19 protein-coding genes are annotated in these 22,818 nt (G+C 70.6%); 4 read left to right on the forward strand and 15 right to left on the reverse strand.

Going from position 1 to position 22,818, the window contains the following annotated elements:
* Positions 1-25: 25 nt before the first annotated feature.
* The 8 genes from ACRB68_RS10475 to ACRB68_RS10510 form a co-directional block, all read right to left on the reverse strand.
* On the reverse strand, positions 26-1,138 hold the full coding sequence (locus tag ACRB68_RS10475; protein ID WP_153531883.1) for an MCE family protein: 1,113 nt from the start codon (positions 1,136-1,138) through the stop codon (positions 26-28).
* On the reverse strand, positions 1,135-2,115 hold the full coding sequence (locus ACRB68_RS10480; protein WP_153532533.1) for an MCE family protein: 981 nt from the start codon (positions 2,113-2,115) through the stop codon (positions 1,135-1,137). Before ACRB68_RS10480 ends, ACRB68_RS10475 begins: the two co-directional genes overlap by 4 nt.
* The gene (locus ACRB68_RS10485) at positions 2,115-3,140 is read right to left on the reverse strand and encodes an MCE family protein (RefSeq protein WP_153531884.1); all 1,026 of its coding nucleotides are present in this window, start codon (positions 3,138-3,140) and stop codon (positions 2,115-2,117) included. Before ACRB68_RS10485 ends, ACRB68_RS10480 begins: the two co-directional genes overlap by 1 nt.
* Positions 3,137-4,177: an MCE family protein gene (locus ACRB68_RS10490; RefSeq protein ID WP_153531885.1), complete on the reverse strand. Its 1,041-nt coding sequence runs from the start codon at positions 4,175-4,177 to the stop codon at positions 3,137-3,139. Before ACRB68_RS10490 ends, ACRB68_RS10485 begins: the two co-directional genes overlap by 4 nt.
* On the reverse strand, positions 4,174-5,412 hold the full coding sequence (locus ACRB68_RS10495) for an MCE family protein (protein ID WP_153531886.1): 1,239 nt from the start codon (positions 5,410-5,412) through the stop codon (positions 4,174-4,176). The genes ACRB68_RS10490 and ACRB68_RS10495 overlap by 4 nt, the downstream gene beginning before the upstream one ends.
* Complete coding sequence (locus ACRB68_RS10500) at positions 5,409-6,239, reverse strand: MlaE family ABC transporter permease (protein WP_153531887.1); 831 nt, start codon at positions 6,237-6,239, stop codon at positions 5,409-5,411. Before ACRB68_RS10500 ends, ACRB68_RS10495 begins: the two co-directional genes overlap by 4 nt.
* Before the next feature lie 3 nt (positions 6,240-6,242).
* Entirely contained in the window at positions 6,243-7,031 is a 789-nt protein-coding gene (locus tag ACRB68_RS10505) for an MlaE family ABC transporter permease (protein WP_194293235.1), read from the reverse strand.
* Positions 7,032-7,233: 202 nt separating this feature from the next.
* Positions 7,234-8,706: a fibronectin type III domain-containing protein gene (locus tag ACRB68_RS10510; RefSeq protein WP_153531888.1), complete on the reverse strand. Its 1,473-nt coding sequence runs from the start codon at positions 8,704-8,706 to the stop codon at positions 7,234-7,236.
* Positions 8,707-9,019: 313 nt separating this feature from the next.
* Here ACRB68_RS10510 and ACRB68_RS10515 point away from each other — a divergent pair, with 313 nt between their 5' ends.
* A complete protein-coding gene (locus ACRB68_RS10515) occupies positions 9,020-9,829 on the forward strand; it encodes a hypothetical protein (RefSeq protein ID WP_153531889.1) in 810 nt (269 codons plus the stop codon).
* Between the two features lie 1,874 nt (positions 9,830-11,703).
* Here the strand turns inward: ACRB68_RS10515 and ACRB68_RS10520 are convergent.
* Both ACRB68_RS10520 and ACRB68_RS10525 read right to left on the reverse strand, forming a co-directional pair.
* Positions 11,704-13,074, reverse strand: coding sequence for an HNH endonuclease signature motif containing protein (locus tag ACRB68_RS10520; protein ID WP_153531890.1), 1,371 nt, complete (start codon positions 13,072-13,074; stop codon positions 11,704-11,706).
* A 439-nt stretch (positions 13,075-13,513) separates the two neighbouring features.
* Positions 13,514-14,089, reverse strand: a complete 576-nt coding sequence (locus ACRB68_RS10525; protein ID WP_153531891.1) for a CGNR zinc finger domain-containing protein — start codon at positions 14,087-14,089, stop codon at positions 13,514-13,516.
* A 103-nt stretch (positions 14,090-14,192) separates the two neighbouring features.
* Between ACRB68_RS10525 and ACRB68_RS10530 the strand changes: the two genes are divergently transcribed.
* Positions 14,193-15,365: an epoxide hydrolase family protein gene (locus ACRB68_RS10530; RefSeq protein WP_153531892.1), complete on the forward strand. Its 1,173-nt coding sequence runs from the start codon at positions 14,193-14,195 to the stop codon at positions 15,363-15,365.
* A gap of 303 nt (positions 15,366-15,668) precedes the next feature.
* On the opposite strand, the gene ACRB68_RS10535 is transcribed toward ACRB68_RS10530, so the two are convergent.
* Entirely contained in the window at positions 15,669-16,562 is an 894-nt protein-coding gene (locus tag ACRB68_RS10535; RefSeq protein ID WP_153531893.1) for a LysR family transcriptional regulator, read from the reverse strand.
* Positions 16,563-16,642: 80 nt separating this feature from the next.
* On the opposite strand from ACRB68_RS10535, the gene ACRB68_RS10540 reads away from it, so the two are divergent.
* Complete coding sequence (locus tag ACRB68_RS10540; RefSeq protein WP_153531894.1) at positions 16,643-17,062, forward strand: carboxymuconolactone decarboxylase family protein; 420 nt, start codon at positions 16,643-16,645, stop codon at positions 17,060-17,062.
* Positions 17,063-17,112: 50 nt separating this feature from the next.
* Here ACRB68_RS10540 and ACRB68_RS10545 read toward each other — a convergent pair whose 3' ends face one another.
* The 3 genes from ACRB68_RS10545 to ACRB68_RS10555 all read right to left on the reverse strand — a co-directional run bounded on the left by ACRB68_RS10545 (position 17,113) and on the right by ACRB68_RS10555 (position 19,874).
* Positions 17,113-17,712, reverse strand: a complete 600-nt coding sequence (locus tag ACRB68_RS10545; protein ID WP_328594007.1) for a dihydrofolate reductase family protein — start codon at positions 17,710-17,712, stop codon at positions 17,113-17,115.
* Positions 17,713-17,786: 74 nt separating this feature from the next.
* On the reverse strand, positions 17,787-18,629 hold the full coding sequence (locus ACRB68_RS10550) for a helix-turn-helix domain-containing protein (protein WP_153531895.1): 843 nt from the start codon (positions 18,627-18,629) through the stop codon (positions 17,787-17,789).
* A gap of 33 nt (positions 18,630-18,662) precedes the next feature.
* Complete coding sequence (locus ACRB68_RS10555) at positions 18,663-19,874, reverse strand: phospholipase D-like domain-containing protein (RefSeq protein ID WP_153531896.1); 1,212 nt, start codon at positions 19,872-19,874, stop codon at positions 18,663-18,665.
* 215 nt (positions 19,875-20,089) lie between these two features.
* On the opposite strand from ACRB68_RS10555, the gene ACRB68_RS10560 reads away from it, so the two are divergent.
* The gene (locus ACRB68_RS10560; protein WP_207709624.1) at positions 20,090-21,286 is read left to right on the forward strand and encodes a beta-ketoacyl-[acyl-carrier-protein] synthase family protein; all 1,197 of its coding nucleotides are present in this window, start codon (positions 20,090-20,092) and stop codon (positions 21,284-21,286) included.
* Here the strand turns inward: ACRB68_RS10560 and ACRB68_RS10565 are convergent.
* A complete protein-coding gene (locus ACRB68_RS10565; protein ID WP_153531898.1) occupies positions 21,270-22,811 on the reverse strand; it encodes a phytoene desaturase family protein in 1,542 nt (513 codons plus the stop codon). The genes ACRB68_RS10560 and ACRB68_RS10565 overlap by 17 nt on opposite strands.
* Positions 22,812-22,818: the final 7 nt, after the last annotated feature.

Below are 22,818 nucleotides of genomic sequence, written 5' to 3' on the forward strand. Positions count from 1 at the left end.
CGCTGCTCGGGCCGGACGGGGGCGGTCACGACGTCCCCCCGGCCGGGTGGGTCGCGTCGTCGGTGGCGGGCAGCGGCAGCAGCGAGGAGCTCGCCGGCTTGCTCGTCCCGCCGCCGTCGCCGCCGTCCGGCTTGCCCGGCCAGGTGTCGGGCTGCTTCAGCGGCGGGATGATCTCGGTGCCCGGCACCGCGGTGACGCGCAGGTAGGTGTTCATGTAGTCGCCCTTGATCGCCGGCAGCACCGCGTCGGTGAACGGGAAGGTCAGCAGCACCTGCAGCGCCTTCGGCAGGTCGCGGCCGGCGTCCGACAGCTTGCGCAGGGTGGGCTCCAGCGCGCGCAGGTCGGCGACCATGTCGTCCTTGCTCTGGTTGACGGTCTTGACCGCCACGCCCGACAGCGCGTCCAGCGAGCCCAGCATCCGCACCAGCGCGCCGCGCTGCTCCTCCAGCACCTTCAGGCCCGGCGCCATGTCGTCCAGCACGGTGGTGATCTGCTGCTTGCGGGCGTTCAGCGTGCCGGTCAGCCGGGCCAGGCCGTCCAGGGCGTCGACGATGCTCTGCTTGTTGGCGTCCAGGTCGCCGGTCAGCTTCGCGGCGCGCTCGAGCAGCGAGCGGATCTGCGGCTCGTTGCCGCGCATCGCGTTGTTCAGCTCGGCGGTGATGGTGCGCAGCTGGGCGATGCCGCCGCCGTTCAGCAGCAGCGACAGCGCCCCGAGCACCTCCTCGACCTCGGGGTTGCGGTTGGTGCGGTCGGGCGGGATCGAGGCGCCGTCGGCCAGCGCGCCGGTCGCGCCGCTCGGCGGCGCGGCGAGCGCGATGTACTTCTCGCCGAGCAGGCCCGACTGGCGCAGCTGCGCGTAGGCGTTGGCGGGCAGCTTCACCTTGCGGTTCAGCACCATCGTCACCTCGGCGTTCCAGCCGCCCGCCGGCAGCGCGACCTTGGTGACGCGCCCGACGGCCACGTCGTTGACCCGCACCGCCGACTGCGGCACCAGGTTCAGCACGTTGGCGAACTGCGCCTTCACCGTGTAGGGGTGGTCGCCGACGTCGGCGCCGCCCGGCAGCGGCAGGTCCTGCACGCCCATGGCGCAGCCGGTGGTCAGCATGGTCAGCGCCAGCGCCCCTGCGAGCCTCCTCATCGGGTCCCTCCAGGCAGCGGGAACAGCTCGTTCAGGTTGCCGCGACCCATCAGCGTCTTGGTCCGCGGGTCGTAGGAGTTCAGCAGGTTGCCGACGTTGAGCGGCTGCACGTCCAGCGCCTCGGCCAGCGACCTGCGCTGGTCCACCAGCGTGCGGGTGATCGACGCCAGCTTGGTGACGTTGGTCTTCAGCACCGCCCGGTTCTCGCGGACGAACCGCTCGACCCGGCCGAGCGCCACCGCCAGCTCCTTCAGCGCCTCACCGAGGTTGTGCCGGTCCTCGGCGAGGAACGCGCTGACGCTCGCGAGCTGCTGTTCGGCCTGCCGGACCTGCCCGTCGTTGTTCTTCAGCATGGTGGTGAACTTCTGCAGGTTGTCGATGGTGGCGAACAGGTCCTGCTGCGACCCGGTGAGGGTCTTGGCGGCCTGCCCGAACCGCTGGACGGTGTCGCGCAGCGCCCGGCCGTTGCCGTCCAGGTTCTTGGCGCCGGTGTCGATGGCGCCCGACAGCGCCCCGTCCTTGTTCAGCCCCTGCGGGCCGAGGTCGGTGGCGAGCTTCTTCAGGCTGTCGTAGACCTTGTCCAGCTCCATCGGCGTCGCGGTCCGCTCGACCGGGATGGTGGTCCCCGACGTCAGCCGCGCGCCGGCGGTGTAGGCGGGGGTGAGCTGGATGTAGCGGTCGGCGACCAGGCTCGGCGCGACCGCCACGGCGCGCGCCCCCGCCGGGATGTCCACGCCGTGCTTGACGGTGAGGGTCACCTTCACCTTGGTGCCCTCGGCGCGGACCGAGTCGATCCGGCCGACCTTGATGCCGAGGATCCGCACGTCCGACCCCGCGTACACGCCGATCGCCTCGCCGAAGTAGGCGGTGACGTGGGTGCCGGCGGGCGGCCGCAGCACCACCAGGACGGTGGCGGCGACGGCCGCGGCGAGTGCCAGGCCGAGGACGGTCACGGCGACGCGCAGACGCGTCAACATCACTTGCCCCCCTTCTTGGGCGGCATGCAGCCCTGCTTCGGTCCGGTTCCGGGCGGCTGGTACTCCTTCGGCACCAGGCCGCAGATGTAGCCGTCCATCCAGTGCCCGTTGCCCATGGTGTTGCCGAGCAGCCGGGTGTAGGGACCGGCGATCTTCAGCGCGCGGTCCAGGTTCTGCTGGTTGCGCAGCAGCAGGTCGCTGACCTGCCCGAGCGCGTCCAGCGTCGGCTTCAGCTGCCGCTGGTTGTCGTCGATGAGGCCGGTGAGCTGCGCCGCCAGGTCGCGGGTGCCGACGAGCAGCCCGTGGATGGCGTCGCGGCGGCGCTGCAGCTCGCCGAGCAGCAGGTTGCCGTCGCGCAGCAGCGCCTCGAAGGTGGAGTTCTGGCCGGCCAGGGTGCCCGTCGCCTGCCGGGTGCCCGCCAGCAGCCGGACCAGCTGGGCGTCCCGCGAGGAGATCGTCTTGGCCAGCGCCGACATGCCGTCCAGCGCCTTGCGGACGTGCGGCGGCGTCCCGGCGAACGCGGTCGACATCGCGCGCAGGCTGGAGGCCAGCTGCGCCGAGTCGACCTGCCCGACGGTGCCGGCCAGGTCCTCGAACGCCTGCGTCACGTCGTAGGGCGAGGTGGTCCGCGCCAGCGGGATGCGCTTTGCCGGGTCCTGGGCGCGGGCGCCGAGCGGGTCGACCGCCAGGTACTTGTCGCCGAGCAGCGTCTTGATGGCGATGGCGGCGGTGCTGGCGTCGCCGATCCAGGTCTTCTTCACCCGGAAGCCCACCCGCACCTTGCCGTGGTCCAGCGCCACCTCGGTGACCTTGCCGACCTTGACGCCGGCGACGCGCACCTCGTTGCCCGGCCGCATCCCAGCGGCCTCGCTGAACTCGGCGGTGTAGTCGGTGCCGCCGCCGATGACCGGCAGGTCGCCGGCCTGCAGCGCGGTCAGCGCGGTGAGGAGCATCGCGGTCAGCCCGACGATCGCGACCGCGATCGGGTTGCGGTTGCGGACCGGCTTCCAGCGCAGGCGCCTCATCGGCCGCACCTCCCCGACTTGTCCACCACGCCGGTCGGCGGGGGGTGCTGCTCGCCCGGGACCTGCTGGTAGGTCGCTCCGGTCACGGCCGCCTCACACAGGTAGAAGTTCATCCAGGAGCCGTAGGAGGCCAGCCGCCCGATCGCCGCCATCTTGATCGGCAGGGTGCGCAGGAAGCCCTCGACGATGGGGGAGTCCTTGTTCAGGTTGGTCGACAGCCGGCCGAGCTCGGCGATGTCCTTCTTCAGCGGCTCGCGGCCGTCGCGCAGCAGCGCCGAGGTGCTCTGCGCCAGGCCGTCCAGCCCGCTGATCGCCTCCCCGATCGCCTTGCGGTCGCCGGCCAGGCCCGACACCAGGCTGCGCAGCGTGGTGAGCAGCCCGGTCAGCTGGTCGCTGCGCGAGTTCACCGTGTCCAGGACCGCGGTCAGGTTGGACACCACCTGCCCGATGACCTGGTCCTTGCCCGCGATGGTGCTGGTCAGCGACCCGATGGTGCCGAGCAGCCCCTCCACGGTGCCGCCCTCGCCCTGCAGCACCTGGATGATCGACCCGGCGAGCTGGTTGACGTCCTTGGGCGACAGCGCCGCGAACAGCGGCTGGAACCCGTTGAACAGCTGGGTCAGGTTCAGCGCCGGGACGGTCCGCTCGACCGGGATCATCGCGCCGGGCCGCAGCGCGCCGCCCTCGCCCGTCCCCCGGTCCAGCTCCAGGTACCGCTGCCCGACGAGGTTGAGGTACTTGATCGTGGCGGTCGCGGTCGCGGGGACCGGGCGGTCCTTGGCGACCGAGAACCGCACCTGCGCGACGCGGTGCTCCACGACGCGGATCTGCTCGATCCGCCCCACCTGCACGCCCGCGATCCGCACGCTGTCGCCCTCGCGCAGCCCCGACGCGTCGGTGAACCGCGCCCGGTAGCTGCTGGTGGCGCCGCCGCCGGTCTGCGCGATGCTCACCGCCAGCACCGCCGTGGCGAGCACGGTGACCATGATGAAGATCAGCGACTTGACGATCGGCCCGGCCAGGCCCCGGCGTTTCATCCGACCTTCACCTCCGTGCCGCGGTACAGCGGGCCGAGCAGGACGCTGCTCCAGTCGGGCAGCGCCTCGGGGACCTCCTGCAGCCCGGGCGCGATCAGCTCGTTGACCAGCTGGTTCTCCTGCGGGGAGTTGGCGATGCCCAGGCCCCCGCGGGCGGTGCGCAGCGGCTTGGCGCCGTAGCCGGCCGGGTAGCAGTGCGGCCCGCGCCGGTCCCGGTAGACCGGCCTGTCCTTGCCCGGCACGTACCGTCCCTTCGACTGGACCGTGTGCACGTCCACGTGCAGGCCCGGCTGCGCGGTGCCCTTGCCGAGCACCTGGTCCATCTTCGGGACGAAGTCGGTCAGCATCTTCAGCGTGCACGGCAGCTCGGGCGAGTACTTCGCCAGCACCTCCAGCGTGCCGCGGCTCTGCGCCGACAGCCGGATCATGTTGGCGGAGTTCTCCCGCAGGAACACCGTGAGGTCGTCCGACACGCCCGTCACCGACTCGTACATCGCGGCCAGGTTCGCGCGCTGCGCCGCGATGGTGCGGCTGGTGTAGGTCGCGTCGTTCAGCGCCTGCAGGATGTCGGGCGCCGCCTCGCTGTAGTGGTTGCTGAGCGTCGCCAGCTCGCGGATGCTCCGGTTCAGCGCCGGCAGGTTCGGGTTGAACTTCTTCAGGTAGGCGTCCAGCTCGACCAGCGTCTGCCCGAGCTCGGTGCCGCGGCCGTCCAGGGCCTGCGCGACCGCGGTGAGCGTCGCCGACAGCTTCGCCGGCTGGACCGCGGTGAGCAGCGGCATCAGGTTGTTCAGCACCCGCTGCACCTCGATGGCGTTGGACGAGCGGTCCTGGCTGATGACGCTCTCCGCGGTGAGCCGCGCCGGGCTCGGCGCGGCCGGCGGGATCAGCGCCACGAACCGCGGCCCGAACAGCGTCGTCGGCAGCATCTGCGCCGTCACGTTCGCCGGCAGCAGCCGCATCTTGTCGGGCTGGATCGCCAGCTCCAGCGTGGCGTCGCCGCCGTCGGAGGAGATGTCGCGGACCTCGCCGATGACGACGCCGCGCAGCTTGACGTCGGCGTGCGGGTGCATCTCGTTGCCGACGCTGGCGGTCCTCAGCTTCACCATCGTCACCTTGGTGAAGCTCTTGTTGTAGATGGCGACCGACAGCCACACCAGCAGCGCGGGGACGAGCATGAACACCACGCCCGCCGAACGCCGCCCGACCGTCCCGGCCTGCCTCCTGCGATGCCTCATCCGGCCACCTTCACCGTCGTGGTCGTGCCCCAGATCGCGAGGCTGAGGAAGAAGTCCGTCACGCTGATCAGCACGATCGAGGTCCGTACCGCGCGGCCGACGGCCCGGCCCACCCCGGCGGGGCCGCCGACCGCGCGGTAGCCGTAGTAGCAGTGCGACAGGATCACCATGACACTGAAGATCAGGACCTTCAGGAACGACAGCAGCACGTCGGTCGGAGAGAGGAACAGACCGAAGTAGTGGTCGTAGGTGCCTGCCGACTGCCCGTTCACCACCACCGTCACCTCACGGGAGGCGACGTAGGAGCACAGCAGCCCGATCGCGTAGAGCGGGATGATCGCGATGGCGCCCGCGACGATCCGGGTGGTCACCAGGTAGGGCAGGCTGGGAATGCCCATCACCTCCAGGGCGTCCACCTCGTCGCTGATGCGCATCGCGCCGAGCTGTGCCGTGAAACCCGCGCCGACCGTGGCCGACAGGGCCAGGCCGGAGACGAGCGGGGCGATCTCGCGGGTGTTGAAGTACGCCGAGGCGAACCCGGTGAAGGCCGCGGTGCCGATCTGCTGCAGGGCCGAGTAGCCCTGCATGCCGACGATCATTCCGGTGGCCAGCGTCAGCGCGATCATCACGCCGATCGAGCCGCCGACCACGCCGAGGCCGCCGCTGCCGAACGACACCTCGGCCAGCAGCCGCTGCACCTCTTTCAGGTAGCGGCGCAGGGTGCGCGGCGTCCACAGCAGCGCCCGCACGTAGAAGATGAGCTGGTCGCCGGGGGCGTCCAGGCGGGCCAGCAGCCGGCTGGGCCGCATCTCGGTCAGCAGGGCCATCGGTCAGCCTCCCTTCGGCGGGACGATCTGCAGGTAGATCCCGGTGATCACCAGGTTCACCGTGAACAGCAGCAGGAAGGTGATGACGACGGCCTGGTTGACCACGTCGCCGACGCCCTTCGGCCCGCCCCGCGGGTTCAGGCCCCGGTAGGCGGCGACGACGCCGGCGATGAAGCCGAACAGGATCGCCTTGAACTCGCTGATGTACAGGTCCGGCAGCTGCGCCAGCGCCGAGAAGCTCGCCAGGTACGCGCCCGGCGTGCCGCCCTGCATCAGCACGTTGAAGAAGTAGCCGCCCGCCACGCCGACGACCGAGACCAGGCCGTTCAGCAGGAACGCCACCAGCACGCAGGCCAGCACGCGCGGCACCACCAGCCGCTGGACCGGGGAGACGCCGAGCACCTGCATGGCGTCCAGCTCCTCGCGGATCGTCCGCGACCCGATGTCGGCGCAGATCGCCGAGCCGGCCACCCCCGAGATCAGCAGCGCCACGATCATCGGGCTGGCCTGCTGGATCACCGCCAGCACGCTGGCGCCGCCGGTGAACGACTGCGCGCCGAGCTGCTGGGTGAGCGACCCGACCTGCAGCGAGATCACCGCGCCGAACGGGATGGACACCAGCGCGGTCGGCAGGATCGTCACGCCCGCGATGAACCAGAACTGCTCGACGAACTCGCGGAACTGGAACGGGCGGCGCCACATCATGCCGAGCACGGTGGCGCCGAGCGCGAACATCCGCCCGGTCTGCCGCAACCCGCCGGCCAGGGGGGCCATCACCTGGGGGGCGGTCATGTCTGTGTGCTCATGATCGTGGAGTCTCCTGACTTCCGGTCCGGCGCGTACGTTACTGACCCGAATAAACGGCGAACAAGAGGCGAAAAGGTATTCCCTAAATCATTAGCAGCGCGTGACAAGTATCACTTTGAGCAGCTACGACAAGGCATGAAAAAACCAGGGGCCCGCCTTTTTACGGGCCCCTGGTCCGAGGCGTTGTTCAGCGCATCGGCTTGGGCCGCACGCAGTGCTGGGTGGTGTAGATGCACAGCGGCCCTTGAATGATCTTCAGGTAGTTCCCGGGGCCGGAGATCGCCCCCGACAGCAGCGAGTCGAGATCCTCACCGACGCCGCATCCGGTGAACTTGGGGATCTCGTAGACGCCGTACAGCGGTCCGCCGAGCTGGACGCCCTTGTACTCGGGCGAGCCGCCGGTGAGCGTGATGGTCGCGGGCTCCACGGTCCGGCACTTGCGGCCGACGTCCAGCTTCGTCCCGTTGACGGACGCGTCGAACAGCCGGATCGTCATCTTGACGTCCGTCCTCAGCTTGTACTTTCCCGGCGACCCAGAGATCTTCAGGGTGCTGTGCCCGAGCTGCGTCAGCTCCATCCGCGCCTTCACCGGCATGAAGGAGAACTGCAGCATCTTCGCGGTCGACGTCATCGGCCCGGCGAACTCGACGTCGGCCTGGATGGTGTTGCCGATGCCGTAGACGAACACGTTGGCATGTACCGGCTCGCCCTCGGCCGGGTCGTTCAGCGCGGTCGCCGCGTTGAGCTTGCGCACGTTGCTGTAACCGGCCATGTAGACGCAGCTCGCACGCTTGCGGGATCCCCACTGATCGGTTTTGGGCGGGGTCCGGAACTTGCCGCAGTCTTTCGGCGCACTGTCGCTTTCAGCCGTCTGCGCTATGAGCGCCTCGCTCGAATCCGACACGTTGCCGGCGGCGTCGCGCGCCCTGATGGTGAAGACGTGCTGGGTAGCGGCCTTGAGCCCGCCCACGGTCACCGAGTTCTGCTTGACGGAGACCACCTTGGCCTCGCCGTCGTAGACGTCATAGCCGACGACGCCGACGTCGTCGGTCGAGGCGGCCCAGCTCAGCGAGATGCTGGTCAGGTCCCGCTCCTCGACCTTGGGCTTGCCCGGCGCGGTCGGCGCCGTGGCGTCGGGCTTGGCCTCACCGGTGACCTTGAAGGCGGCCAGTGTGGTCTTCTGGCCGGCGGCCACGGCGCACGGGACCTCTCCCGTCGCCCTGGTCTTCAACATCAGCGTGCCCGCGTCGACCTTGCCGTCGCCCGCCGCCAGGAAGACCGGCTGGGCGGTGCCGCTGCCCTTGATCTCGGTCGTGCCGCCGTCGGTCTTCACCTCGGTCTCGGCCAGATCCACCGGAATCGGGACGTTCGTGGCGCCCCCCTGGGCCGCGGGAGCGGCCGTGCCGGAGACGCTCACCGTCGCGCCGAGCTTGGCCAGGGCCTTGCCGCTGATCGCGAGCGTCGTCTCGACGTCGACCGCCGTGGGCGTCCCGGTCGTGACCTCCGCCGGCACACCGGTGGCGTAGTTCGCGGTGACCGGCACCTTCCCGGCCTGGGGGAAGTCGCAGACGTACTTCACCGTCATCTTCACCGGGTCGGCCGACGCCGACCCCGTACCGGACAGGCCGGACGCGACGATGGCGGCAGCGCCCAGGGCCATCACGGCTCTGGACCTCCGGCTGTTCATACCGGCCTTCACACGCCACCTCCGGGTCATGGATATCGGCTGGCGCAGCGTACATAGGCGCCCATCCGGCCAGCAATACACTGAGGAACGAAAAGAAATACCTAGCGTCCGGCGCTATTACCCGCTTATCACTAAGTGAGCGTGCCCCAGGGTTTCTGCGCGGCGTCCGTCAATAACCCGCGAACCGGGTTGCCGGTGCCGATGGCGCGTGTTCCCCTCGTCCTTTCGCAGGTCCGACGAAGGAGGCGGCAGGTTGCTCCGCTGGGCACGGAATTCGATCATCGCAGTGGCCGTCACCGCCGGCGCCGCGGTCCCGGTGACCGCACTCGCCGACCCGCCGCCCGCCGATCAGCCCAGCGAACAGGACCCGGCGCCGACCCCCACGCCGACGCCCACCCCGACTCCCACGCCGACACCGACGCCGACGCCGACCAAGCCGTCGCCCGCTCCGACGCCCGAGCTCTACCTCGGTCTCCAGCTGTCGGACCCCTCGGCCGCGCCGGGCGGCATGCTGACCGCGAAGGTGACGATCCGCTCGCTCCACACCACCGCGCACTCCGGCCAGCTCCGCCTGTCGGCGAGCGGTCTGTCGGTGTCCCCGGGCCGGCGCGCCCTCGGCGCCGTCACCGACGCGGGCGAGTCGGTGACGGCCACCGTGCGCGTCCCCAAGAACGCCAAGGCCGGTACGGTCACGTTCGTCGCCACGGCCACGGCCGCCAAGGCCAAGAGCGCCTCCACATCGTTCCCGATCACCATCACGGTGCCGTCGTCCGGCGGCGGGAACAACGGCGGCGGCGACCAGAACACCACGGCGCCCCCGCCGGCCCCGTCCACGACGGCCCCGCTGCCGACCTCGACCGCGTCCCCGACCTCGCCGCAGGTGGCGCTGCCGCCGATCGCGTCCCCCCAGGTCGCGGGCGGGGATCAGCAGCAGCAGCCGCAGCTGTCCCCGATGGTCCTGCGCAGCAACGTCATCAAGAACGACCGCAACGACGTGACCAGCCTCCAGGCCGGCTGGCTGGCCGCCCTCCTCACCGGCCAAGTGCTGCTGTTCACCCGCATCCACCTGGCCCGCCGCCGTCGTCGCAGCCAGTAGGTCCGGCAAGTCCGGGCCCGGCCACCGGAGCGACAGCGGCGAACACCTTCATCACACTGTCCGCCATGAGGCTCGCTCGCTCCGTGGCCCGGACCGTCACCGAGGTCGAGGCAGCGTACGGGCTGTGCCAGGTGTCGCTGTTCTCCCTGGTCACAGCGACTTCTTTCAGCACCGCGCAGACCTGGTGGGTCCGGATCGCTGTCAAGCGTGGAAGGCGCACCAACGAAGCCGACGACGCGGCTGCTCACCGCGCACGGACTGGACGTGTGGAGCACCGCCGTGTGCCTGCTGCCCGGCCTCGTCCTGCTCGTGGCCGCCGGAACCTGGCAGCACGTGACGACCGGACGGGCATCACTCACCGGCCATCCCCTGGTGATCCTTGCCGGCAACGCTGACGGTGCTGTTCTGCTACGCGATCGCCGCAGCGGACATCGACCAGACCACCCCTACCAAGAGCGGCTTCCGCTAGGCCCCGCGGGCGTCACGGCGGTCTCCCTGGCAGTGATCGTGATCAGCGGCAACCGGCTGGCCGCCCAGCACCCGCGCGCCGAGGCCCCGAAGATCTCTCACCGCCACGCTCGCCTATGCGGCCATCCGAAGCATCTGGGCAGCCGAAGCATCTGGGCAGCCGAATGCGCACTCTCTTTCGGCATCCTCGCCGGGTCGGTGCAGCGGGTACGCGGCACCAGCCCATGGACACCAGCGTGGCCGAGCTCGGCCTGTACCTCCTCCTCGCCTTCGTCGCGGCCGGGCTGGTTTTCCGCGTCGGCTCCTACATCGCACGCGAACTACGGCTGGCGTGGCTGAACGGCTACGGCACCCGCCCGTTCCCGTGGCGGCTTCCTCTTCCTCGGCAGCGCATGGACGGTCTGGCGCGTCCGCTATCCCGTCTGCCACGTCGCGCTGGCCGGCCGGTCACCGCGACGGCGGTCCGCGAGGCCGGTGAGATCCCCACCGTGGGCGAGTCGCTGATCCTGCTGTTCCATCCGCACATCCGGCCTTCAACGACCTCTACTGAGAGGACGAGGGATGCCCGACAGTGGCGAATGGACCACGCTTCCCCCACTCACCAAACCCGTGATGCCCACACGGACGCAATGGTTGGCACGGCAGCTCACCCGCACCCACGCCTACCGGTGGATCGACTCTCCCGCCCGGCCCCGGCTGCTGTCCGCACTGCGGCCCAGCGGAGTCGATGATGTCGTCATGGGCACCGGCGCCGTCAACAGGATCGGCCGTTGCCACCGCGCCGGCGGACGCACGGTGATCCTGTTCCCCCGCGCTCTGCCGGCCCGCCCGGACGTCGCCGCATTCATGATCGCGCACGAGGCGGCGCACCTGGCCCGCTACGACTCCTTGCGCCGCCCCATCGTGATCACGGCGCTCACCCTGGCCGGCCTCCCCCTGATCGCCTGGTGGCCACCGACGGCGTTGCCGCTGGCAGCCGGCGTGCTCGCACTCTTCGTCGCCTTCAACCACACGATGGAACTGCACTGCGATCGCCTCGCCGCCACCTGGGCCGGGAGGGCTGCGGCGCGTCCGTTCCTGGATCGCCCATCCCTCGATCTCCAGTCGCCGCCGCTCAGTGGCACGCGCCGAGTACTAGCGGACTCACCATCGATCGGACAGGCCCGTCAATGGCCGGTCCAGCTGATAGATGTTGATTCCCTGCCGCCGTCGAGTCCGCCCCAGAGGACAGGAGCAGGTAGAGCGGGTTCTTGCGTCCAGGAGCTGTGTTCGCTGGGCGCGCCCGATACGCAGTCAGGCAGCGGGCACTGCCCGAGGACGGCAACAGATAGAGATAGCACCCCGACGACGTGGAACTGGTTGCGGCGAGGACCGGTGCAGGTGCTTCTACCGTGGTGTCGACCGATTCATGTCCGGTGGGGGTGGTCGATGCCCGGTCCAGGTGGCGGGTGCTGGATTCGGTGCCGGTTCGCGGTGTCCTGTCGTCCTCGCCGGAGCCGACGCTGGGCGCGGACGGTAGACGAGGTGAAGTGAGCGGGTTCCCGGGTCCACGGATTGTGCTCGTCGGAGCCGTGACCAGCGCGGCGGACGTCTGCTGGAGGCAGGAGCCGGTAGAGGTAGCGCCCGTCCTCGTCCCGGCTGATGTGGACTTGGTCGGGGTGGGTGTGTTTGAAGCGGTTGTGCCAGCCGCAGGTCAGGGCGAGCTGGTCGATGTCGGTGGGGCTGCCCAGGGCCCATCCGGTGACGTGGTCGACTTCGCACAGGTGAGCGGGGATCTCACAGCCGTGGACGGCACAGGTGTCGTAGCGCGCTTCCAGGACGCGGCGTTGGGCGGCGTTGGCGAAGCGGACTGCGCGTCCGAGATACAGCGGCTGATGGTCGCGGCCCAGTAGCAGCGGCGACACCCCGGCGTTGAGGGCGATCCGCCGCGCCTGCCCGGCGGGGATCGGGGTTCCGTCGATGAGGCGGGCGGGGGCGTGGCCGCCGGTGAGGGTGTCCAGGTCGCAGATCACCGTCACCTTGGTCGCCTTGTGCCCTCCCGACAGCACCGCCGACAGGGTGGCGGCGGTGCGCTGGGTGACGTCGCGGGTGTCCTCGGGCCCGGCGGGTTTGGCCAGGGGCGCGAGGGTGCCGTCCCACAGGGCAGCGTCTTCGGGATTGAGCCATCCCTTGAGGTAGCGGCCACCGTCCAGGGACCGGGTCACCGTGATCCAGGAGGCGTCGTAGCCGCGCTTGGCGTCGCTGGGCTCTCCGGAGTCGTCGCGATCGGCGACCACCTCGCGGATCCGCTTGCCGACCTGCGCCACCCGCCGCGCCGACCACCCGTCGTCCACCAGACCCAGCAGGACCTTTTCGGCTTTGGCGGCGTCGGTGTCGTCGAGGCGAGTGACGGCTCGGACGACAGTGGTGGCCTGCCCCAGTGGCAGCGCCCCATCGGCCCACCGGCGGCCCAGCTCGGGCAACCGGCGGAGCTGACGAGCCAGGGCGAGCCGCTCACTCGCCCGCGCGTCGGTCATCCCCAGCGTGGTGCACAACCACGCTTTCGCCGACGCCAGCCCCCAGCGGGCCTGCTCACCGGTGGCGTCCACCCGTCCCACCAAGCCGGCCAGCGTGCACTCGAGCTGATCCTGAGCACGGCCGAGCGTCTCGGCGAGTTCCTTGCTGACGGCACCGGACTCGGGGGCGGAGCGGTGGGCGAGTTCGGCGGCCAGCGTGGCGATCGTGTCCACCACATCACCGGTGGACATCCCCGCCGGATCAGACACCATCGAACTCATGAACAAAGACTATCGAAAACCTCCCTCGAATTGATTACCTCGACCGCTACGAAACCCTCACCCAACGTCATGCGAAACGACCTTCAAGCCCCCATCACATGCATTTGCAAGTGCAGCGGATATCGCATCAGCGAGTTCACCGAGGAGCGTGATTGGAGATCGCGCCCAAAGTGTCGATCGACGGCTGAACGGTTGCGTAGTGCCGCTGCATGGTCTCCCATGTTGCGTTCACTGTTCGCACTGGATAGGGAAACAGATCCCTCCCAGGTGAGCATGGCCATGGAACAGAGAACCACTCAGGGCGTCGGCCAACCGAGAAGGAATCAAGGGCGGCGGATGACCCTTCGCGGCACCGCCAGGACGCGCCCAACACGACGGATGCATCACAGTTGCAATGTGCCGCAGACACGGGCCCACCTGGGCGTGCCGAGCGCAGCGATCACTCCGACAGGCCAGAACGGTTGCGCTGGCCAGCAATAAAGCGGGCTTTCTTCTGACGATTCCCGCACGTGTTCATATCACACCATTTGCGGGTGCGACTTTGGCTGGTGTCAAAGAAAGCGGCCCGGCAGGTCGAGGACGCGCACAAGGCCAGTCTTCCAGATCGTTCGCCTGCGATGATGCTGATCGCATCGGCGGCGATCACGCTGAGGGCGTCCTCCACACATGAACCCGAACCGAGCCGCCATTGCCGCTCTCCCTCGGGCGTGAGGATCGCAGAGGCCCGCCCCTGAATGCTGCGCTCATTGATGACTTGGACAGCGGTCACAGGAAGAGGGTCTTGAGCCGCGGCCGCCGTCGCGGCGGCGTGAATCGATTCCCTCAGTTCCCGGGCGAGTTCGAGCTGGGCGGTGGTGCAGGACTCCACGGCCAGGCCGTTCACCGCCAGCCAGTCGACGAGTCGCTGCGGCGTGGGAATGCGCTCCACGGCGTCGCCGTGGCGCTCCTTCAGGGTCGCCGTGAAGCTGGTCGCCAGCACGTCACCGTGGCGGAAGACAGGGAACCCGGCACGCATGGAACCACCTTAGCCGGTTGCGCGCCGCCACGACGGAATGTTAGAACCGCCTTAGCTGGTTCTTGCCAGTTCGCAGCAGGTTCCGCGATGGCCAGGAGGTCTCATGCCCCGCCCGACCCGCGACGTGCAAGCGTTCGAAGCCCACGCGACTGACGCCGACCTCGACGATCTGCGCGCACGACTGGCCGCGGCGCGGCTACCGGAGGCCGAGACGGTCCGTCGCGCCGCGCCCGGCCCTCACCGATGGGAACAGGGCGTACCTCTCGCCGACCTCGGCGATGTCGTGAACTACTGGCGCACCGAATACGACTGGCGGTCGTTCGAGGAGCGCCTCGACCGCATCGGCCAGTTCCGCACGACCATCGATGATCTGGGGATCCACTTCCTGCACCGCCGGTCCACGCGGGCGGATGCCGCTCCCCTGGTCCTGACGCACGGCTGGCCGGGCAGCATTGCCGAGTTCGTCGATGTGGTGGACGAGCTGGCGGATCCGAAGGACGCAGACGCGCCGGCGTTCCACGTCGTGGTCCCGTCGCTGCCAGGTTTCGGCCACAGCGACAGGCCGGCCGCCACCGGGTGGGGAACCGAAAAGATCGCGGCCACCTGGGTGGAACTGATGGGAAGGCTCGGCTACGGCAAGTTCGTGGCCCACGGCGGCGACTGGGGAGGTGTGATCACCACGGTCCTCGGCGGCAGGTTCCCGTCGCACGTTCTCGGCATCCACACAACGTTCGCGGAGGCACCACCCGGGTTGGCAACGGACGGGCTGACGACGGTCGAGCGGGAGTGGGCCGAGGAAACCCGCGATTTCCGGCGCCACCGCTCGGCCTACGCGCAGCAGCAGGCAACCCGGCCGCAGACCATCGGATACTCGCTCACCGACTCGCCGGTCGGGCTTCTCGCTTGGATCCTTGACAAGTTCGCCGAGTGGTCGGACACCGAAGACAGCCCGTTCGAGACGATTTCCAGAGACAGGGTTCTCGACGATGTCACCCTCTACTGGCTGACGCGGACCGGCGCATCGGCGGCCCGCATTTACTACGAAAGCCACCGATCACTCGACCCCGAACTTCGAGTCGACGTCCCGTCGGCGATCAGCATGTACCCCCGGGACATCGAGAAGTGCCCACGCCCCTGGGCACAGGAGCGATACCGGCAGATCGTCCGATGGAGGTCACCCGAAAGAGGCGGCCACTTCCCGTCACTAGAGGTTCCCGAGTACTTCGTCAAAGACCTGCAAGAAGGCCTCGCAGCAGTGTTGGCCGCCAATCGGTGAACGCACCTCGGCACCCGCTGACCAGAACCAATCGACTGACGCGAGGGAATCCTGGTCTACTCCATAACCGGATCCAGACCCCCTTCGCCGCCTGGGAGTACCGGCCCGCTCGAAGCGATTGCAGGCGATCTGAGCCAGTCGGATGGGTGTGGTGCGTGTGGCGTGGGCGGGCGGAGCCTGCCCATGTCGTGCTGCCCGCAGGGGTCGCAGAGGCTCCGATGTCAAGGGTGGCCGCAGGCCGTCGACGCACTCCGCCCCACCCCCTGCTTTACCGCACAAGCCCTACCGCACAGAAGCAGGTGATCATTGCGTTGCGGTGCCGGCCAGGTCGGTAAGAGCAGCACGAAAGCGCTCTACCAGTGGGTTCGTGTCATTGGCCCGCCAGACCAGATAGAGCGTCGTCGTGGTCCCGGCGAGAGGACGGGCCGCGACACCGACCCGACGCAGTGCGCGGTGGGAGTCGGCCAGCACGGCGCCGCCGAAGCCGGCCGCGACCAGGGCCAGCAGCGTCTGCGCGCTGCGGCCATGGGCACCGATACGGGGCACCACGCCCGCCCGCTCGCACAGCGCCATGATCTCGTCGTGGGAACGCGTCGACACCTCGCGTGGCCAGATGACCAGTGGAATCTGTCCGAGGGCAGTCAGCGGCGCGGCGCCGGCTCCGTGCGCCAGCGGGTGGGCGGCGGGCAGGAACAGGCTGAGCGGTTCGCGCCACCAGGCGTGCACGGCGAGCCGGGGGTCGCGGGCGGGCAGCCGCTGGACGGCGACGTCGTAGCGGCCGTCCAGCACCCCGGCCGACATCTCGGCGTCGCTGAAGCTCTCTTCCAGGACGAGCTCCACGCGCGGCAGTTCGCGGCGCAGCAGGCCGAGGGCGCCGCCGAGCGGGCCGTTGATCCCTGAGCCGGCGAACGCGACGGTCAGCCGGCCGGCGAGGCCCGCCGCCGCCAGCTTCACGTCCGCCAGCGCCGCCTCCGCCTCGGCCAGCACCACCGTGGCGCGTTCCACCAGGACGCGGCCGGCGGCGGTGGGGGTCAGGCCGCGGCCTTCGCGGACGAACAGCTCCACGTCCAACTGCCGTTCCAGTTCGTGCAGCTGGCGGCTCAGCGTCGGCTGCGTCAGGTGCAGCCGGCGTGCGGCGGCGCTGATCGATCCCTCCTCGGCGATCGCGACCACGTAACCGAGCAACCGAAGCTCCATGTATGCCTCCCAAGCATGGGAAGCATACTCAGGGATGCCTGGGAGGCTGGCAGGGGCGGGTTCGGCTCCAGACTCAAAGCATGAACAACGCAGAAGCCATGAACCGCGAAGACCGCTACAAGCACGGCATGCAGGTCCTGGAGAAGGTCGACGGCGAGGCCGGGCAGCGCATCGTCGACTCCCTCTCCGACGTCTCCCCCGAGCTCGGCCACCAGGTGGTGGCGTGGGCGTTCGGCGACATGTACGCCCGGCCGGAGCTGACGCCCCGGGACCGGCAGCTGGTCACGCTCGGCGTGCTGGCCGCGCTCGGCGGCTGCGAGATCGAGCTGGACGTGCACATCAACGCCGCGCTGAACGTCGGCCTGGTCCCGTCCGAGATCGCCGAGGCGCTGCTGCACACGGCCGTCTACGCCGGGATGCCGCGCTCGATCAACGCAACGCTCGTCGCCAAGAAGGTCTTCGGCGAGCGCGGCCTGCTGCCCGTCAGCAACCTCGGCTGAGACCGGCGCGGCCCCGCTCGGCCTCGAGCGGGGCCACCGACCTCTCGGCTTCAGCGGCGCACCTTGTACTTCAGGTGCAGCACCCGGTCGCCTTGGAGGACCACGTCGGGGTCCTCCAGCAGGTGATGCCCGTCGATGCCGCCGAAGTAGCGCTTGCCCGATCCGAACACCACCGGCACCACGTCCATCGCGACCTCGTCCACGAGGCCGGCCGCGAGGATCTGGCCGCCCACCTCGCCGGCGTTCACCGCGATGGTCCGCTCCCCGGCGAGCTCCTGGGCCTTCTCGACCGCGGCCTTCGCGCCCTCGACGAAGTGGTACGACGCCTCGGGATGCCAGCCCTCGGGCTTCGGCCGGTGCGACACCACGACGACGTGGTCGCCCGCGGGCGGCCGGCCCTCCCAGCCGTTGACCAGGTCGAACAGGGTGCGGCCCATCATGATCACGCCGATCGAGTCCCACATCGACTGGACGTACTCCGCCGAGGCCTTGGAGACCCTGATGCCGCCGCCGTCCTCGGCGTGGTCGCCGCCCGCGACGATCGGGACGTCCCCGCTGAAGTACCAGTCGTGGAGCGACCCCACCTCGTCGTTCTCGTCGGCGATGAAGCCGTCCACCGACACCACGCTGTGCATGATCACCGTGCCCACGGGTCCTCCTGGGGTCTGTTCGTGCCTTCGCCTCCGAGCCTGCCGTCCCCAGGGCCGGCCGGGCTTGTAGAAAATCAATCGGCGGGCATCGGGCCGTTGTCCGGCGGGAACCCGCGCGCGGCGGGGAACCGGCGCCGCAGGTCCAGGTACTCCGTCGGGGTGTGGCCGGTGAAGTCCTTGAACTCCCTGCTGAAGTGGGCCTGGTCGAAATAGCCCGCCGTGTGGGCGAGCCCCGCCCAGTCGACCGGCCGCCGGGCGTCCACGGACAGGATCAGCTGTGCGAAGCGGTAGATCCGCGCCACCCGCTTCGGGGTGACCCCGACGTGGGCCTTGAACTGCGCGGCCAGGTGGTTGCCGCTCACCCCGGCGGCGTCGGACAGCGCGCCGACCGGGACGGCGCCGTGGGAGGTCTCCAGGCGCCCGCCCGCGTGCCGGACGAGGTCGAGTCCGCGCGGGGGCGTCTCGGCGAGCCGCGACAGCAGCTCCTCCTCCAAGGCCCGCAGTGCCGCGGCGGGCGAGGCGGCCTCGCCGGCCCGGTCGCGGATCCGGTCCGCCGACCGCTGCCAGACGGCGTCGGCCGGCACCCACCGGTCCCGCAGCTCGGACGCCGGCACGCCCACGAACGGCGCCATCCCCCACGGCTTGAAGTGCACCCCGACGAGCCGCACCCGCGCGGGGTACTCGATGAGGAAACGCCTGGTCCACACGCCCATGAACCAGCCGCCGGTGAACACCGCCGGCGGCACCGACGGGTCGGAGTCCCACAGGCGGGCGGGTCCGCCCAGGTTGAGGAACAGGTGCGCCGACGGCATCGGCGGGACGTTCACCCGGCGGTGGCGCGGCACCCCGGTCAGGCAGTAGACGTCGTCGACGAACCGGTCGAGCGGCGGGGCGGGCACCCGGCCGACGTATTCCATGGGATCAGTGTCGCCGACGAGGGGCCGGCCCGATCAGTCGCCGTTGGAGTTGTCAGGGACGGTCGGGGCCGGCAGTTGGAAGAGCGTGGTGGAGCGCAGCCGGCCCTTGGCGGATCCGTAGACCTGGCCGAAGTTGCGGACGTAGGCGTCGAAGGTCGCCTTGTCCCGCACCGTCACCATCGCCTCGTCGTTGTGCCGTAGTGCGGCGGTGGTGTAGCTGTGGCTGCCCGCCATCACCACCCGCGCGCGCTTGCCGAAGTACCAGCCGTCGATGAGCAGGTACTTGGAGTGCGCCTCGTGCGTCTGTCCCTTGGCGAAGTAGTGGACGGACGGCGCGGCGTTCAGCACGCCGGGCTGCGACAGCGTCTTCAGGGTGGAGGCGCCGAAGCTGCCGCTGACGATCTCCACCCGGCAGCCGCTGCGGGCCAGCCACCACAGCTTCTCGGCGACCTCGGTCCGGGTGAACTGCCCGCTGGACAGCCGGATGCGGGTGCCGCCGAGGCAGAGGACGCCGTCCAGCGCGCTGACGATCGGGTCGCCGGCCGCCTTGGGGAAGAAGGTCACCGACCGCGTCCCCGACCTGACGACCTTGTAGTAGTTCCCGTTCGCCCGGCGCCGCGCGAGGTCGTAGAAGTAGCCGCGGTAGGCCTTGTAGAGGGTCGCGTCGGACATCGTGTAGGCGTCGTTCCACGCCCCGTACATGCCGCCGGTCGCGTTGCTGGAGGTCTGCACGACCACGTTGCGCGAACCTTGGGTCTGGGAGAAGGCGTAGAACTTGTTGTGGTTCTTGCCCCAGACGCCCTTCACGGCGGGCGCGATGCAGCCCCGGTTCTTGGGGCAGAGCACGATCCACGACGCCTTGCGGGTGTCGGTGCCGAGCCGGCTCTTCAGGTAGCCGTAGACGCTGGCGGACTGCTTGACCGAGTCGCTGTCCAGCACGATCCGCACGTGGACGCCGCGCTTCACCGCGTCCGCCAGTTCCCCCGCCATGCCGCTGGTGGTCAGCCGGAACAGCGCGACGTCGATCTCCGCGCCCTTCGGCGTGTTGCGGATCAGCCCCCTGAGGTACCGGTCGATGCCGGCCTGCTGGTCCTTGTTCCCGGTCGGCAGGTTGAACCGGGGCCCCTGCGCCACCGGCGCGGCCTTGCGCTGCACCGCCGCCTGCGGAACCGCCGCCGCCACGTCCATGCCGCCGACGGCCAGCGCGACGATCCCTCCCGCGAACACGAACACCACACGCCGCACTGATCACTCCGGAGGGCTCGGCGACAGATCGGGGGACGACTCTCCTCCGCTCCGCCCGCCGTTGGGAAGAGCGGCACGCAAATACTCATAGGCCACTTTTTGTCACCGACGCCACAACCCGGCCGAAGCACTCAATACCCGGCGCCCCTCCTGCTACGTTCGTCCCCGCGTCCTCGGGGGCTCGGCCGGGCGCCTGTCTCATGAGGAGCGGTCCGTTGCACCGAGTCGCCATCACCGGGGCCGGGATCAAGAGTCCCGCCGGCAACACCGCCGACGACGCCTGCGCCACCGTCCTGGCCGGCCGGTCCATGGCCCGGCACCTGCCCGGGCTGCTGGACGCGGGCCTGAAGGTGACCTTCGGCTGCCCCGTCGACTTCGATCCCGACGGCTACTTCCCCCGGCACCGGCAGCGGCATCTGGACCGGCCCACGCAGCTGGCGGTCGCCGCCGCCGCGGACGCCTTCGCCGACGCGGGCCTGCCCCACGGCGCCGACCGGTGCGGCGTCTACGTCGGCACCGGCGGCGCGCACACGGCCCTGAACGCCTCCTACGGCGCGCTGCCGCTCGCCAGGATCCCGGTCGCGACCGTGCCGATGACGATGCCGAACGCGACCGCGGCCCGCATCTCGATCCGGCACGGCCTGCGCGGCCCGGCCCTGACGTTCGCGACGGCCTGCGCGAGCGGCGCCGTCGCGATCGGCGAGGCCATGATGGCGATCCGGTACGGCCGGATCGACCGCGCCGTGGCCGGGGCGATGGACTCGATGCTCACCCCGTTCGCGATCTCGGCCTTCGCGGCCATCGGCGCGCTGTCGCGCCGCGGCGAGGCGCCGGAGCTGGCGAGCCGGCCCTTCGACCGGGACCGGGACGGGTTCGTGCTGGGCGAGGCGGCGGCCTTCCTCGTCCTGGAGCGGCTGGACGACGCGCGGGCCCGGGGCGCGCGGGTCTACGGCGAGGTCAGCGGTTACGCCACCGCCGCCGACGCCGGGCACATCGTCAAGCCGCTGGAGGACGGCGAGGTCGCGGCCGAGACGATGCGGGCCGCGCTCGCCGACGCGGGCCTGGCGCCCGAGGAGATCGGGCACGTCAACGCGCACGCCACCGCGACGCAGTTCAACGACCGCGCCGAGGCCCTCGCGCTCGCCCGCTGCTTCCCCGGCGGCACGCCCCCGGTCACCGCGACCAAGGGCGTCACCGGCCACATCCTCGCGGCGGGCGGCGCGGTCGAGGCGATCGTCGCGCTGCGCAGCGCCCGCGACGGCCTGGTCCCGCCGACCGCCAACTACACCGGCGGCTCCCCCATCGACGTCGTGCACGGCGAGCCCCGCCGCATCGAGACGGCGCCCGTCCTGTCCAACTCGTTCGGCTTCGGCGGCCACAACGCCAGCCTGGTCCTCACCCCCGGCGACTGAGCCCCCGGTCATCGAGCACCGCGCGGGCGGCGTTGTGGCCGGGGATGCCGCTGACGCCGCCGCCCCGGCGGGCGCCGGCACCGCAGAGCAGGATGCGCGGGTGTTCCGTCTCGACGCCCCAGCGGCCTACGTCGGCGGGTTCCTCGGCATACGGCCAGGACAGGTCGCGGTGGAAGATGTGGCCGCCGGGGAGGGCCGCCTCCTCCTCCAGGTCGACGGGGGTTTTCACTTCCAGGCAGGGTTCGCCGTCCGGAGTGCGCAGGAGGCAGTCTTCGATCGGTTCCGCCAGTACGGAATTGAAGGAGGCCAAGGTCGCGCGCAAGGCTTCAGCCCGCGCGCGCTCCGGGTCGGCCCGGAAAAGGCGCGCGGGCATGTGCAGGCCGAACAACGTCAGCGTGTGCGCGCCGGCCCCGCGCAGCTCCGAGCCGAGGATCGACGGGTCCGTCAGCGAGTGGCAGTACACCTCGGCCGGCGGCAGGGTCGGGATGCGTCCGGCGCCGGCCTCGGCGTAGGCCGCCACGAGCTGCTCGCGGCTTTCGTTGATGTGGAAGGTGCCGCCGAACGCCTCCTGCGGGCGGACGGCCGCGTCGCGCAGCCGGGGCAGCCGCGACAGCACCATGTTCACCTTCAGCTGTGCGCCCTCGGGCGCGGTGCCCGGGGACTCGCCGAGGAGCCGCGACAGCGTCGCGGGCGGCAGGTTGACCAGGATCCGCCCGGCGCTCACGGCGTGCTCGCCGGCCGCGTCCCGGAAGGTCACCTCGCCGGCCTGGTCGATCGCCACGACCTCCGCCCCGGTGCGCAGCTCCGCCCCGGCCGCGCGGGCCGCGGCGGCGAGCGCCCGCGTCACCGCGCCCATGCCGCCGACCGGCACGTTCCAGTCGCCGGTCCCGTCCCCTACGACGTGGTAGAGCAGGCACCGATTGGCCGGCAGCGTGCGGTCCCACGGGTCGGCGAAGGTGCCGATCAGCGCGTCGGTGAGGACGATACCGCGCACCCGGTCGTCGGCGAACCGCTCGTCCACCACCTCGCCGACCGGCCGCTCGAACAGCTCGCGCCACGCCTCGGCGCCGACCAGCGCGCGCAGCCCTGACGCGTCGCGCAGCGGCTCCAGCAGCGTCGCCGCGAGCCGCCGCGCGACCTGCCCGGTCAGCCCGTAAAAGCGCTGCCACGCGGCGAAGTCGGCGTCGCCGCCGGTGACGGCGCGGAACGACGCGGCCGTCCTCGCCGCGTCGGCACCGTCGACCAGTAGGCCGGTGCCACCGGCGGGCGTGTAGGAGGCGAACCGGCGGCGCCGCAGCTCCAACGGCAGCCCGAGCTCGCGCACGATCCGCGTCGGCAGCAGGCTCACCAGGTAGGAGTAGCGGGAGATCCGGGCGTCCACCCCGGGGAACGGCCGCGCCGAGACGGCCAGCCCGCCGAGGTGGCCGAGGCGCTCCAGGACCAGGACGCGGCGGCCGGCCCGGGCCAGGTACGCCGCGGCGACCAGCCCGTTGTGCCCGCCCCCGGCGATGACGGCGTCGTACATGACCCCA

Origin of the sequence: Actinomadura macrotermitis, from assembly GCF_009604375.1 — a bacterium.
GTDB lineage: Bacteria > Actinomycetota > Actinomycetes > Streptosporangiales > Streptosporangiaceae > Spirillospora > Spirillospora macrotermitis.